The sequence below is a fragment of the Blautia sp. SF-50 genome (genome assembly GCF_900101315.1).
Taxonomy (GTDB): domain Bacteria; phylum Bacillota; class Clostridia; order Lachnospirales; family Lachnospiraceae; genus Blautia_A; species Blautia_A fusiformis.
Map to the genome: position 1 here is coordinate 66,421 of NZ_FMUW01000003.1, position 14,701 is coordinate 81,121.

Sequence of the window (14,701 nt, forward strand, 5' to 3'; positions counted from 1 at the left end):
GACTATATGAAAAATCAGTTATTGACAAATAAAAAAAAATAGTTTATAGTAAACCATATTTTATATGAAAGATAACTGACAAAGGCGTCAGGAACGGATACCACAGGGGAATTCTCACCCCTTGGAATCTGTTCCGGACGCCTTTTTGTTGTGGGACACAAAATGGAGGAGGAAATCGAAGATGGCAGTAAAGTATGTTTTTGTAACAGGTGGAGTTGTTTCCGGTCTGGGAAAAGGAATTACCGCAGCGTCTCTTGGGCGCCTTCTGAAAGCCAGAGGGTATCAGGTGACCATGCAGAAATTTGATCCCTACATTAATATTGACCCGGGAACTATGAATCCCATTCAGCATGGAGAGGTTTTTGTAACGGATGACGGTACAGAGACTGACCTTGACCTTGGACATTATGAGCGTTTCATTGATGAAAGCCTTGACAAAAATTCCAATGTGACAACCGGTAAGATTTACTGGTCTGTTCTTCAGAAAGAGCGTCATGGTGATTTCGGCGGAGGTACCGTTCAGGTGATCCCGCATATTACCAATGAGATCAAGAGCCGTTTTTACAGAGCAAAATCCGCAGACGAAGACAGAATTGCCATCATCGAGGTTGGTGGTACAGTCGGTGATATTGAGAGCCAGCCGTTCCTGGAATCCATCCGTCAGTTCCAGCATGATGTGGGACATGACAATGCGATCCTTATCCATGTAACTCTGATCCCGTATCTCCGTGCTTCCGGAGAGATGAAGACCAAACCCACCCAGGCCAGTGTAAAAGAACTTCAGGGAATGGGAATCCAGCCGGATGTCCTGGTATGCAGAAGTGAATATCCTCTTACCGAGGATATCCGTGGAAAGATCGCCCTGTTCTGTAATGTGCCTGTAAGCAATGTGCTTCAGAATCTGGATGTGGAATATTTATATGAAGCTCCTCTTGCAATGGAGAGAGAAAAGCTTGCAGACGTAGTACTGCAGAGCTTAAGACTGGAGAATCGCAAACCAGATCTTACAGACTGGGAAAATATGGTAGAAAATCTCCGCCACCCGGATAAAACAGTAAAGATCGCCATGGTTGGTAAATATACACAGCTTCATGATGCATATTTGAGTGTTGTGGAAGCACTGAAGCATGGCGGGATCTCTTGCCGTGCAAAGGTTGATATCACCTGGGTGGACTCCGAAGAACTCAATGAAAAAAATCTGGATCAGACTCTCCATTCTGTAGATGGAATCCTGGTTCCGGGAGGATTCGGAAACCGTGGTACAGAAGGAATGATCCTTGCGGCACAGTATGCAAGAGTTCATAAGATCCCATACCTTGGGATCTGCCTGGGAATGCAGATGGCTATTGTGGAATTTGCCCGCCATGTGCTTGGATATGAAGATGCCAACAGTATTGAGCTGGCACCGGAAACAACACATCCGGTCATTGCCCTGATGCCGGATCAGGAGGATGTGGAAGATCTTGGAGGAACTCTTCGTCTTGGAAGCTATCCGTGTGTGCTTGCAGAAGGCTCCAGATCCTATGAGCTTTTTGGAAAGAAAGAGATCCAGGAACGTCACAGACATCGTTATGAGGTAAACAACGCATTCCGTAAGGAACTGGACGAAAAGGGAATGTCCATTGTAGGAACATCCCCGGATGCTCACATTGTTGAGATGATCGAAATTGCCGGACATCCGTTCTTTGTGGGAACACAGGGACATCCGGAATTTAAATCCAGGCCAAACCATGCACATCCACTGTTCCGTGGATTTGTGCAGGCGGCAGTTGATAAAAAGACGGCAGAAGAAGCTGCAATGAAAGGATGAGAAAAATGAGAGAAGTAGCAAATCAGCAGCAGGGCCTCTACCGCCCTGAATTTGAACATGATAACTGCGGTATCGGAGCCGTTGTTAATATAAAAGGAAAGAAAACACATGATACAGTTGCCAATGCTCTTAAGATCGTAGAGAATCTTGAGCATCGTGCTGGTAAGGATGCAGAAGGAAAAACCGGTGATGGTGTCGGTATCCTTCTTCAGATCTCCCACAAATTTTTTAAGAAGGTCTGTAAAAAAGAAGGCTTTGATATCGGCGGAGAGAGAGAATACGGTGTAGCCCAGCTCTTTTTCCCACAGCAGGAGATCAAACGTGCCCAGGCAAAGAAGATGTTCGAGATCATCGTGGAAAAAGAGGGCCTGGAACTTCTTGGATGGCGTACAGTACCGGTCTTCCCGGAGGTTCTTGGTCATAAAGCGAAAGAGTGCATGCCGTGCATTATGCAGGCATTTGTTAAAAAACCGGAGGATGTGGAAAAAGGTCTTGCCTTTGACCGTATGCTTTACATCGCACGTCGTGAATTTGAACAGAGTAATGATAATACTTACGTAGTTTCCATGAACAGCCGTACCATCGTATACAAAGGTATGTTCCTGGTAGGACAGCTCCGTACCTTCTTTGGCGATCTTCAGAGCCAGGATTACGAGTCTGCCATTGCAGTGGTACATTCCCGTTTCAGTACCAACACGAATCCAAGCTGGGAGAGAGCACATCCGAACCGTTTCATCGTACATAACGGTGAGATCAACACAATCCGCGGAAACGCCGATAAGATGCTTGCACGTGAGGAAAACATGGAGTCTCCGTATCTGAAGGATGAGCTTCACAAGGTCCTTCCTGTAGTTAACCGCAATGGTTCTGACTCTGCAATGCTTGACAATACCCTGGAATTCCTGGTTATGAGTGGAATGGATCTTCCACTTGCAGTGATGATCACGATTCCGGAGCCATGGGCAAACAACGATACGATTTCTCAGGAGAAGAGAGATTTTTATCAGTACTATGCGACTATGATGGAACCATGGGACGGTCCTGCGTCCATTCTGTTCTCAGATGGTGATGTGATGGGAGCAGTTCTTGACAGAAACGGTCTTCGTCCATCCAGATACTATATCACATCGGATGGCTATATGATCCTTTCCTCCGAGGTTGGTGTTCTTCCTGTGGATGAGGAGAAGATCGTATTAAAAGAACGTCTTCATCCGGGAAAAATGCTTCTGGTTGATACCGTTCAGGGTCGTGTCATTGATGACAATGAGCTCAAAGAAAAATATGCGAAAAAACAGCCTTATGGTGAGTGGCTGGACAGCAATCTGGTACAGCTTCGTGATATCAAGATCCCGAATCAGAGAGTTGTCGAATACACTCCGGAGGAGAGAGCACGCCTTCAGAAAGCCTTTGGATATACTTATGAGCAGTACCGTACTTCGATCCGAAACATGGCATTAAACGGCGCAGAAAGCATCGGAGCCATGGGACATGATACTCCCCTTGCGGTATTTTCCAAGGAACATTATCCGTTGTTCGATTATTTCAAGCAGCTTTTTGCACAGGTAACAAACCCGCCGATCGATGCGATCCGTGAGGAGATCGTTACTTCTACAAGTGTATATGTAGGAAAAGACGGAAATCTTCTGATCCAGAAGCCGGAGAACTGTCAGGTGCTGAAGATCAACAATCCGATTCTGACCAACACCGATATGCTGAAGATCAAGAATATGAAAAAGGACGGCTTCAAGGTTGTAACACTTTCTACATTATATTATAAGAGCACAAAGCTTGAACGTGCCATTGACCGTCTGTTCGTAGAGGTAGACAAAGCCTTCCGTGAGGGAGCAAACATCCTGGTCCTTTCTGACCGCGGTGTGGATGAGAACCATATGCCGATCCCGTCCCTGCTGGCGGTTTCCGCAGTACATCAGCATCTTGTAAAAACAAAGAAGAGCACTTCCCTTGCCCTGATCCTGGAGTCAGGTGAGCCGAGAGAGGTACATCATTTCGCAACACTCCTCGGATATGGTGCAAGTGCAGTCAATCCGTATCTGGCACTGGATACGATCCATGAGCTGATCGATACACATATGCTGGATAAGGACTATTACGCAGCCGTTGATGATTACAATCATGCAGTGATCAGCGGTATCGTAAAGATCGCTTCCAAGATGGGTATTTCCACTATCCAGTCCTATCAGGGATCTCAGATCTTTGAGGCAATCGGAATTTCCCAGGATGTGATCGATCGTTACTTTACAGGAACCGTAAGTCGTGTAGGCGGAATCACACTGGAAGATATCGAGGATAATGTAGAAAAACTTCATTCTGAGGCATTTGATCCCCTTGGACTTGCCACAGATCTTACTCTGGACAGCGTAGGTGCCCATAAGATGAGAAGCCAGGGTGAGGAGCACAAATATAACCCGCGTACCATTCATCTTCTCCAGCAGTCCACAAAACAGGGCAGCTATGAGATGTTCAAGGAATATACAAAACTGGTAGATGACGAGGGTCATGGAAACTTAAGAGGTCTTCTGGACTTTAAGTTTGCCAAGGAGCCTATTCCGATCGACCAGGTTGAGAGTGTTGAGGATATTGTAAAACGATTTAAGACAGGTGCCATGTCCTATGGTTCTATTTCCCAGGAAGCACATGAGACACTGGCTATTGCCATGAACCATCTCCATGGAAAATCCAATACCGGTGAGGGTGGTGAAAGTGATGAGCGTCTGGATTCAGCAGGAACAGACAATGACCGCTGCTCTGCAATCAAACAGGTAGCCAGCGGACGTTTCGGCGTTACCAGCCGTTACCTGGTTTCCGCAAGAGAGATCCAGATCAAGATGGCACAGGGTGCAAAGCCGGGTGAGGGTGGACATCTTCCTGCAAAGAAGGTATATCCGTGGATCGCAAAAACCCGTCATTCCACACCGGGAGTCAGCCTGATCTCTCCGCCGCCACATCATGATATCTATTCTATCGAGGATCTGGCAGAATTGATCTATGACCTGAAAAACGCCAATAAATATGCGGATATTTCCGTAAAGCTGGTTTCTGAGGCGGGTGTTGGTACGGTTGCAGCCGGTGTTGCAAAGGCCGGTGCACAGACTGTTCTGATCTCCGGATATGACGGAGGTACAGGAGCAGCGCCAAGAAGCTCTATCCATAATGCAGGACTTCCATGGGAGCTTGGACTTGCAGAAACACACCAGACGCTGATCATGAACGGACTTCGTAACCGTGTATGTATCGAGACAGACGGTAAGCTGATGAGCGGCCGTGACGTTGCCATTGCAGCACTTCTCGGTGCAGAGGAATTCGGTTTTGCAACAGCGCCGCTTGTAACGATGGGCTGCGTGATGATGAGAGTCTGCAATCTGGATACCTGCCCGGTAGGTGTGGCTACACAGAACCCGGAGCTGCGTAAGAGATTCCGCGGAAAACCGGAGTATGTGGAGAACTTCATGCGCTTTATTGCACAGGAGCTGAGAGAGTACATGGCACGCCTTGGTGTTGCCACCATCGATGAGATGGTAGGTCGTACAGACCTTCTTACAGTTTCTGACAGTGTGCAGGAGCCGCATAAGGGTAAGGTTGACTTAAGTGCCATCTTGAATAACCCATATGCAGGAAAGGGCAAAGTAACCTTTGATCCGAAGGCTGTATACAATTTCAATCTTGAGAAAACTCTGGATGAAAAAGTTCTGGTCAAGAAATGTGCACCGGCGATCCAGAAGGGTGAGAAAGTTTCTGTTGATGTAAATGTTACCAATACAGACCGTGCATTTGGTACCATCCTCGGATCTGAGATCACAAGAAATCATAAGGATGGACTTCCGGAGGATACGGTAACTGTGAACTGTACAGGTGCAGGCGGACAGAGCTTCGGTGCCTTTATTCCGAAAGGACTGACATTGAAACTGACCGGTGACAGCAACGACTACTTCGGAAAAGGCCTTTCCGGTGGAAAGCTGATCGTTAAGGTTCCGGAGAAGGCCGGATACAAGGCTGAAGAGAACATCATCGTCGGAAACGTGGCACTCTATGGTGCGACCAGCGGAACTGCATTTATCAACGGTGTTGCCGGTGAGCGTTTTGCAGTACGTAACTCCGGTGCGGTTGCAGTTGTTGAGGGTGTTGGCGAGCATGGCTGCGAGTACATGACAGGCGGCCGTGTGGTAGTTCTTGGAAAAACAGGAAAGAACTTTGCAGCAGGTATGAGCGGCGGTATCGCTTATGTCCTTGATGTGGATAACGTTCTTTACAAGAACCTCAATAAAGCAATGATCTCCATTGAAAAAGTGGATAATAAATATGATAAAAAAGAGCTTCGTGATCTTATCGAGGCTCATGTGGAAGCAACAGGCTCTGAGATCGGTAAGAAGGTGCTGGCTGATTTTGATTCCTATCTGCCTCACTTCAAAAAACTCATTCCGGATGAGTACAAGAGAATGATCACATTAAGTGCAAAGCTGGAAGAAAAAGGTCTGACCAGCCAGCAGGCACAGATGGAAGCGTTCTATGAGAGCATCGGCGTGAAACATTAAGGAGGATGAGGAAATGGGAAAGCCAACTGGATTTTTAGATTATGAAAGAGAAACGGCAAAGGTTCTGCCGCCAAAGGAACGTATTCAGAATTTCAACGAATTTCGTATTCCATTAAATAAAGAAAAACAGAAACTTCAGGGAGCACGCTGCATGGCCTGCGGCGTCCCCTTCTGCCAGTCAGGTATGATGATCGGCGGAATGGCTTCCGGCTGCCCGCTGCACAACCTGGTTCCTGAGACAAATGATCTTGTGTACACAGGAAACTGGAAGCAGGCATTCCTTCGTTTAAACAAGACACACAGCTTTCCGGAGTTTACATCCAGAGTGTGTCCAGCACTTTGCGAAGCTGCATGTACCTGTAACCTGAACGGAGATCCGGTCAGCACAAAGGAGAATGAGAAAGCGATCATTGAGACAGCCTATGCAGAAGGATGGGTAAAACCGCAGATCCCGCCTGTCCGCACAGGAAAGACGATCGCAGTCATCGGAAGTGGTCCTTCCGGACTGGCAGCAGCACAGCAGCTGAACCGCCGTGGCCACAGCGTAACCGTATTTGAGAGAAACGACCGTATCGGAGGACTTCTCCGCTACGGCATTCCGAACATGAAGCTGGAGAAAAAGGTCATTGACCGCAGACTGAAGCTGATGGAAGAGGAAGGCGTGAAATTTGTTACCAATATCAATGTTGGTGTTGACATCACTGCAGAACAGCTTTTGAAGGATTATGACCGTGTCCTTCTCTGCTGTGGAGCTTCTCATCCGAGAGATATCAAGGTTCCGGGAAGAGATGCTAAGGGAATTTACTTTGCAGTGGATTTCCTGAAGCAGGTAACAAAAAGTCTTCTGGATACAGATTTTGCAAAATTCCCATATGAGCTTGCAAAGGGCAAAAATGTTCTGGTCATCGGCGGTGGTGATACCGGTAATGACTGTGTGGGAACATCCATCCGTCTGGGGGCGAAATCTGTAACACAGCTTGAGATGATGCCGCAGCCTCCTGCAGCAAGAACTCCTTCCAATCCATGGCCGGAGTGGCCGAAGGTCCTGAAAACCGATTACGGCCAGGAAGAGGCTATTGCAGTATTCGGCCATGATCCTCGGATCTATCAGACAACCGTTACCGAGTTTATCAAGGACAAAAAAGGAAATGTCTGCAAGGCCAAGATCGTAAAACTGAAAAGCGTAAAGGATGAAAAGACCGGAAGATTCAATATGGTACCGGTTGAGGGCAGTGAGGAAGTGATCCCTGCAGATGTGGTCCTTATTGCAGCCGGCTTCCTTGGCAGCGAGAAATATGTGACAGATGCCTTCCGTGTAGCGCTTACACCAAGAACTAATGTGGAAACAAAACCGGAGCAGTATGCAACAAGCGTAGATCGTGTGTTCACAGCAGGTGATATGCATCGTGGACAGTCCCTTGTCGTATGGGCGATCCATGAGGGACGTGAGGCTGCGAAAGCAGTGGATGAATCACTGATGAGCTATTCATATTTACAGTAAAATAACAGATACCAGGGGCAAAAGGTCAAAAAAACTGTTCGTGTTTCCGCGATAAAGCTTTTGAACTTTTGCCCCTTTTAAAAAATGGTTGACAAAGAATTGACCGATTGCTATAATTACGTCCATGAACAAGGGTGTTCTTCAGGAGCGGAAGCTCTCTGAAGTGCACCCTTTTTCTGATTTTGAGGGTAATTATTTTGTGTGATGAGGAAATAAAGGAGAGAATACTATGGGGAATTATACCAGAGAAGAGATTCTTGCAATGGCAGAGGAGGAAGACGTAGAGTTCATCCGCCTCCAGTTTACAGATATGTTTGGAACTCTGAAAAATATTGCGATCACAGCAAGAGAGCTTCCAAGAGCCCTGGATAACCAGTGCGTTGTATATGGCTCTCATATTGCGGGCATTGTGGGAGAGAAGGAGCCGGATCTGATCCTGTATCCGGACTATGATACCTTTTCAATTCTCCCATGGCGTCCTCAGCAGGGAAAGGTCGCAAGACTGATCTGTGATATGCGCCGTGCAGATGGGTCTGAGCATGAGATGAGCTCCAGATATATTCTGAAAAAAACAGCGCAGGCAGCAGAGGAGGCAGGGTATACCTGTTATGTTGACCCGGAATGCGAGTTTTTCCTGTTTCATATTGATGATAACGGAATGCCTACAACGGTTTCTCACGAAAAGGCCGGATATCTGGATGTAAGTCCGGTGGACTTGGGCGAAAATGCAAGACGTGACATGGTACTGACTCTTGAGGATATGGGATTTGAGGTGGAATCCTCTCATCATGAGACAGCACCCGCACAGCATGAGATTGCCCTTCATTACGGGGAAGCGCGTGAGATGGCAGACGAAGTTATAACCTTTAAGATGGCGGTAAGAACTGTAGCCAAACGTCATGGACTTCATGCGACATTTATGCCGAAGCCAAGACGGGAAGTAAACGGTTCAGCCATGCATATCCATTTTTCGCTGTTTAAAAATGGAAAAAATATTTTCGTGGATCCGGAGGATCCGACCAGATTAAGTGAAGAGGCATACTATTTTATCGGAGGTCTTCTGGCTCACAGCCGTGAGATGACTCTGATCACCAATCCGCTTGTAAATTCTTATAAGCGTCTTGTACCTGGATTTGATGCGCCTACAGAGCTGACCTGGACGAGAAATAACCAGAATTCACTGGTAAGGATCCCGAGAGTCAATGGTGCTGATACCAGGATCGAGCTTCGAAGCCCGGATGCTGCATCCAACCCATACCTTGTTTTTGCGGTATGCCTGGCAGCGGGCCTGGATGGAATCCAGAAGAAGATCTATCCTACAAAAGCTTCTAACCGTTCTCTTTCCGAGTCGGATCAGAAGGAACAGGGTATCGAGAATTTACCGGAGAACCTGCGGGAAGCGATCACACTGTTTGAGGACAGCAGCTGGATGAAGGAAATCCTTGGAGAAGCTTTCTGCAAACAGTATGCGCAGGCAAAGAGAAAAGAGTGGCTGCGTTATTCCCAGGAGATTTCCGACTGGGAGATCGAGGAGTATCTGTATCGGATCTGATGAACGAGGCATAATGGGACGAAAGAGAGTGGCGGCTTATGAACACGAGTATCGTGATTGCATTACCGAAAATAGAAGATGCAAAAAAGATCCGCACAGTCCTTAACCGATATGGATTCACGGTGGCGGCAGTATGCAATTCAGGTGCCAATGCCCTTGCCAGTATCTCGGAGCTTGATGGCGGCGTTCTGCTTTGCGGTTATCATCTTCAGGATATGTACTACCGTGATCTTCTGGACTATATGCCGGATTATTTTGAAATGCTGCTTATGGCTTCCCGGGGAGTGATCAGTGAGGCGCCAACATCCATTTTATGCGTGGGAATGCCTCTGAAAGTCGGAGATCTGGTAAATACGGTAAGCATGATGCTTTCCCAGATCGAAAGGCGTTGGAAAAAAGATAAGAAAAAGCCGAAGCAGCGTTCATGGAAAGAACAGAATTATATTTCAAATGCAAAGATGCTTCTAATGGAAAGAAATCACCTGAGCGAGGATGACGCATACCGCTATATCCAGAAATGCAGTATGGATTCCGGGACCAATATGGTGGAGACAGCCCAGATGGTTCTGATGCTTTTATATGATTCTATGTAAAAAACAACAAAAAACAGCAGAGCGGACAGGAATGATCTGTTCTGAATGACTGATATCACACCGGATCGGGAAAAATTCCGCAGGGGATTTCCTGATTCGGTGAAACTACTTTGAATTGGAGGATGAGGGAATGGAATTTATGGATGGAATCTGTAAGACTAGAGAATGTGCCTGGGATGTGCTTCTTTCCGAGAGCATGAAAGACCAGGAAGCAATAGTGGAAGGTGCAATACACAGCATCCGTAATATGGGTGACGTGGCATTTGTGATACTTCGAAAAAAAGAAGGGCTTTTTCAGACCGTATATGAAAACGACAAGACAAATGTTTCCATTCATGATCTGAAGGAGGCAATGTGTGTGCGCCTCACAGGAACTCTTCATGAGGAAGAAAGAGCGCCTCACGGAAGAGAACTCCGCATCAGCCATGTGGAGATCCTTTCCTCACCTGCAGAGCCTCTTCCGCTGGCCATCGACAAATGGAAGCTGAACACTTCCCTGGAGGCAAAGCTGAATTATCGTCCTATCGCCCTGCGTAATGTGCAGGAGCGTGCAAAATTCAAGATCCAGGAGGCTCTGGTGCGGGCATTTCGTGATTACCTCTATGAGAAGGGGTTCACCGAGATCCACACACCGAAGATCGGAGCCAGAGGTGCAGAGGGTGGTGCAAACCTGTTCAAGCTGAGCTATTTCCATAAACCGGCAGTTCTGGCACAGAGCCCGCAGTTTTATAAACAGATGATGGTAGGTGTTTTTGACCGTGTATTTGAGACCGGTCCTGTATTCCGTGCAGAGAAGCATAACACAAAACGTCATCTGAATGAATATACAAGCCTTGATTTTGAGATGGGCTATATCAACGGATTTGAGGATATCATGGAGATGGAAACCGGATTTCTCCAGTATGCGGTAGAACTTCTTAAGAAAGACTACGCTCATGAGCTTTCCATTCTGAAGGTGGAGCTTCCGAAGGTGGACAAGATCCCGGCAGTACGTTTTGACAAGGCCAAAGAGCTGGTAGCTGAAAAATATAAACGTAAGATCCGCAACCCATATGATCTGGAGCCGGAGGAAGAAGCGCTGATCGGAAGATATTTCAAAGAAGAATATGATGCTGATTTTGTTTTTGTCACACATTATCCGTCTAAGAAGCGTCCGTTCTACGCAATGGATGATCCGTCAGATGAGAAATTTACATTAAGCTTTGACCTTCTGTTCAAGGGACTTGAGGTAACTACAGGCGGACAGCGTATCCATGATTATCAGATGCTGAAGGATAAGATCGCAGCCCGTGGTATGGATGAAGAGGGTATGGAGCAGTACCTGGATACCTTCAAGCATGGAATGCCGCCTCATGGAGGACTTGGAATCGGACTGGAACGTCTTACCATGCAGATCCTCGGAGAAGAAAACGTTCGTGAGACCTGTCTGTTCCCACGTGATATGAACAGACTTGAGCCGTAATAAGGAGAAAAAAGATGGCAAAGATAATCGATGATGAAACAATGGAAAATGTCTGCATCCTTGCAAAGCTTTCTCTGACAGAGGATGAGAAGGAAAAAGCAAAAGAGGATATGCAGAAGATGCTGGACTATGTAGACAAGCTGGATGAGCTTGACACCTCTTCCGTAGAGCCTATGTCCCATATTTTTGAGGACGAAAACGTATTCCGTGAAGATGTTGTGACAAACGGAGACAACCATGAGGCGATGCTTGCCAATGCACCGAAGCAGAAAGAAAACCAGTATCAGGTTCCGAAAACAATTGGATAAGACAGGAGACAGGACATGGATTTGGGAAAATTAACCGCATTACAGCTTGCGGAAAAGATCAAGCAGCATCAGATAAGCGTCCTGGACGGTGTGAAATACGTATTTGATCAGATCGAAGCAAAAGAGGACAAGGTCCACGCTTATCTTGATACTTACAAAAAAGAAGCCTATGCAAGAGCAAAAGAGGTACAGAAGGGCATTGAGGATGGAACCTATACAGGACCTCTTGCCGGTGTACCTATTGCAATTAAGGATAATATCTGCATTAAGGGAAAAACAACTACCTGTGCATCAAAGATCCTTGAGAATTTTGTGCCGCAGTACAATGCCGAGGTTATTGACCGTCTGGAACAGGCGGGTCTTGTGATCATCGGAAAGACAAACATGGATGAGTTCGCCATGGGAAGTACCACAGAGACATCCGCTTACGGCGTCACCAGAAACCCGTGGGATCTGGAGCATGTTCCGGGCGGATCTTCCGGCGGCTCCTGTGCGGCAGTGGCAGCATGGGAAACTTACCTGGCACTGGGTTCTGATACCGGCGGTTCCATCCGTCAGCCAAGCTCCTACTGCGGTGTTACCGGAATCAAACCGACCTACGGAACAGTATCCCGTTACGGACTGGTTGCCTATGCATCCTCTCTGGATCAGATCGGACCGGTAGGAAAGGATGTTGCAGACTGTGCGGCACTTCTTGAGATCATTGCCGGACACGATGCCAAGGACAGCACCTCCATGAAGAGAGAGAATCTTGATTTCTCCGCTTCTATGACGGATAAGATCGTGGGAATGAAATTCGGCGTGCCGAAGGAATATCTCTCAGAGGGACTGAACCCGGAGGTAAAAGAGGCTTTTATGAATACGCTGAAGAGCCTTACTGAGATGGGCGCAGTGGTAGAATTTTTCTCCATGAAGACAACAGAATATATGATCCCTGCCTACTACATCATTGCCAGCGCAGAGGCCAGCTCCAATCTGGAGCGCTTTGACGGTGTGAAGTACGGCTTCCGTGCAAAAGAGTACGAGGGACTTCATGATATGTACAAGAAGACAAGGACTGAAGGTTTCGGCGAGGAAGTAAAACGCCGTATCATGCTTGGCTCCTTTGTGTTAAGCTCCGGTTACTACGATGCTTATTATCTGAAAGCACTTCGCACAAAAGCCCTTATCAAAAAGGAATTTGATCAGGCCTTTTCCAAATATGACGTTCTTCTTGCCCCGGCATCACCCTTTACGGCGCCGAAGCTGGGAGAGAGTCTGAAAGATCCTCTTGCCATGTATCTTGGCGATATTTATACGGTAGCAGTAAACCTGTGCGGACTTCCCGGAATCACAGTTCCATGCGGAAAAGACGCAGCAGGACTTCCGATCGGGATCCAGATGATCGGTGACTGCTTCAAAGAAAACAACCTGTTCCGCGCAGCACACGCCTATGAGAAAAAACGCGGTGATTTCGGAACAGCAATGGAAGGGGGAGAAAAGGTATGAAACAGTATGAGACAGTCATAGGACTTGAGGTGCATGTGGAGCTTGCCACAAAAACAAAGATCTTCTGCGGATGCTCCACAGAATTCGGAGGCGCACCAAATACACATACCTGCCCGGTCTGCACCGGTATGCCGGGCTCTCTTCCGGTCCTCAACAAAAAAGTGGTAGAGTTTGCCATCAAGGCAGGTCTTGCGGCAAACTGTCATATCCATCAGTACTGTAAGTTTGACCGTAAGAACTATTTTTACCCGGATAACCCCCAGAACTATCAGATCTCTCAGCTGTATCTGCCGATCTGCTATGACGGAGCTGTTGAGATCGAGACTTCCGCAGGCAAAAAGACTGTACGTATCCATGAGATGCATATGGAGGAGGATGCCGGTAAGCTGATCCATGACGAGTGGGAAGACTGCTCCCTGGTTGACTACAACCGAAGCGGGGTACCGCTGATCGAGATCGTATCCGAGCCGGATATGAGAAGCTCCGAGGAGGTTATCGCTTATCTGGAAAAGCTCCGCTGCACCATGCAGTATCTTGGAGTTTCTGACTGTAAGCTCCAGGAGGGCTCCATGCGTGCCGATGTCAATCTTTCCGTCCGTGAGGTGGGAAGTGAGACCTTCGGAACAAGAACAGAGATGAAGAACCTGAACTCCTTCAAGGCCATTGCGAGAGCGATCGAAGGAGAGAGAGAACGTCAGATCGAGCTTCTGGAGGAAGGCAGAGCCGTTGTACAGGAGACAAGAAGATGGGACGATAACAAAGAGTCTTCTCATGCTATGCGTTCCAAGGAGGATGCAAAGGATTACCGTTACTTCCCGGACCCGGATCTTCCGCCGATCCACATTTCCGATGCATGGATCGAAGAGCTGCGTACTTCCATTCCGGAGCTTCGTGAAGCCAAGATGGAGCGTTATCAGAAGGAGTATGAGCTTCCGGCTTATGATGCAGGGATCCTGACCGAATCCAGACATCTGGCAGGACTTTTTGAGGAGACAGCAGTTCTTCTCGGAAACCCGAAAAAGGTGGCAAACTGGTTTATGGTGGAGGTTCTCCGCCTGACAAAGGACAAGGGCCTTGATCCGGAAAGGGTAAGCTTTACCCCGAAGCATCTGGCAGACCTTCTTTCCATGGTGGAGAAAAAAGAGGTCAGCGCACAGAATGCCAAGAAAGTATTTGAAAAAGTGTTTGACGAGGATATTGATCCGGTTGTATATATAGAAGAGAATGGTCTTAAGATCGTAGAAGATACAGGACTTCTCACCGAAACTGTGAAAAAGATCGTAGATGCAAACCCTGGACCGCTGGCAGAACTTCTGGGCGGCAAGGATAAGGTTATGGGATTTTTTGTAGGACAGCTGATGAGAGAACTGAAAGGCAAGGCAAATCCTGACAGCGTCAGAAAAGCACTGGCAGAGGAAATTGAGAGAAGGAGATAAA

9 protein-coding genes are annotated in these 14,701 nt (G+C 47.4%); all 9 read left to right on the forward strand.

The annotated features are described in order from the left end of the window. Nucleotides 1-181: 181 nt before the first annotated feature. The gene (locus BLP57_RS02700; RefSeq protein ID WP_022426745.1) at nucleotides 182-1,810 is read left to right on the forward strand and encodes a CTP synthase; all 1,629 of its coding nucleotides are present in this window, start codon (nucleotides 182-184) and stop codon (nucleotides 1,808-1,810) included. After that, on the forward strand, nucleotides 1,807-6,360 hold the full coding sequence (gene gltB / locus BLP57_RS02705; RefSeq protein WP_092069300.1) for a glutamate synthase large subunit: 4,554 nt from the start codon (nucleotides 1,807-1,809) through the stop codon (nucleotides 6,358-6,360). The genes BLP57_RS02700 and gltB overlap by 4 nt, the downstream gene beginning before the upstream one ends. Before the next feature lie 13 nt (nucleotides 6,361-6,373). Continuing rightward, a complete protein-coding gene (locus BLP57_RS02710; protein ID WP_021651136.1) occupies nucleotides 6,374-7,861 on the forward strand; it encodes a glutamate synthase subunit beta in 1,488 nt (495 codons plus the stop codon). A 229-nt stretch (nucleotides 7,862-8,090) separates the two neighbouring features. Next, a complete protein-coding gene (gene glnA, locus BLP57_RS02715) occupies nucleotides 8,091-9,413 on the forward strand; it encodes a type I glutamate--ammonia ligase (protein WP_092069303.1) in 1,323 nt (440 codons plus the stop codon). A 38-nt stretch (nucleotides 9,414-9,451) separates the two neighbouring features. Beyond that, nucleotides 9,452-10,006, forward strand: coding sequence for an ANTAR domain-containing response regulator (locus BLP57_RS02720; RefSeq protein WP_092069306.1), 555 nt, complete (start codon nucleotides 9,452-9,454; stop codon nucleotides 10,004-10,006). Between the two features lie 130 nt (nucleotides 10,007-10,136). After that, on the forward strand, nucleotides 10,137-11,468 hold the full coding sequence (gene aspS, locus BLP57_RS02725) for an aspartate--tRNA(Asn) ligase (RefSeq protein WP_092069309.1): 1,332 nt from the start codon (nucleotides 10,137-10,139) through the stop codon (nucleotides 11,466-11,468). A 14-nt stretch (nucleotides 11,469-11,482) separates the two neighbouring features. Further along, entirely contained in the window at nucleotides 11,483-11,776 is a 294-nt protein-coding gene (gatC, locus tag BLP57_RS02730) for an Asp-tRNA(Asn)/Glu-tRNA(Gln) amidotransferase subunit GatC (RefSeq protein WP_015525751.1), read from the forward strand. A gap of 15 nt (nucleotides 11,777-11,791) precedes the next feature. Further along, entirely contained in the window at nucleotides 11,792-13,264 is a 1,473-nt protein-coding gene (gatA, locus tag BLP57_RS02735) for an Asp-tRNA(Asn)/Glu-tRNA(Gln) amidotransferase subunit GatA (protein WP_092069312.1), read from the forward strand. Then, nucleotides 13,261-14,700 carry an Asp-tRNA(Asn)/Glu-tRNA(Gln) amidotransferase subunit GatB gene (gene gatB / locus BLP57_RS02740; protein WP_092069315.1) on the forward strand — a complete coding sequence of 480 codons (1,440 nt, stop codon included), beginning with the start codon at nucleotides 13,261-13,263 and terminating at the stop codon, nucleotides 14,698-14,700. Before gatA ends, gatB begins: the two co-directional genes overlap by 4 nt. Nucleotide 14,701: the final 1 nt, after the last annotated feature.

Coding starts and splice junctions, on each gene's coding strand:
- BLP57_RS02700 (WP_022426745.1), top strand. CDS start 182: ATGGCAGTAAAGTATGTTTTTGTAACAGGTGGAGTTGTTTCCGGTCTG.
- gltB (WP_092069300.1), top strand. CDS start 1,807: ATGAGAAAAATGAGAGAAGTAGCAAATCAGCAGCAGGGCCTCTACCGC.
- BLP57_RS02710 (WP_021651136.1), top strand. CDS start 6,374: ATGGGAAAGCCAACTGGATTTTTAGATTATGAAAGAGAAACGGCAAAG.
- glnA (WP_092069303.1), top strand. CDS start 8,091: ATGGGGAATTATACCAGAGAAGAGATTCTTGCAATGGCAGAGGAGGAA.
- BLP57_RS02720 (WP_092069306.1), top strand. CDS start 9,452: ATGAACACGAGTATCGTGATTGCATTACCGAAAATAGAAGATGCAAAA.
- aspS (WP_092069309.1), top strand. CDS start 10,137: ATGGAATTTATGGATGGAATCTGTAAGACTAGAGAATGTGCCTGGGAT.
- gatC (WP_015525751.1), top strand. CDS start 11,483: ATGGCAAAGATAATCGATGATGAAACAATGGAAAATGTCTGCATCCTT.
- gatA (WP_092069312.1), top strand. CDS start 11,792: ATGGATTTGGGAAAATTAACCGCATTACAGCTTGCGGAAAAGATCAAG.
- gatB (WP_092069315.1), top strand. CDS start 13,261: ATGAAACAGTATGAGACAGTCATAGGACTTGAGGTGCATGTGGAGCTT.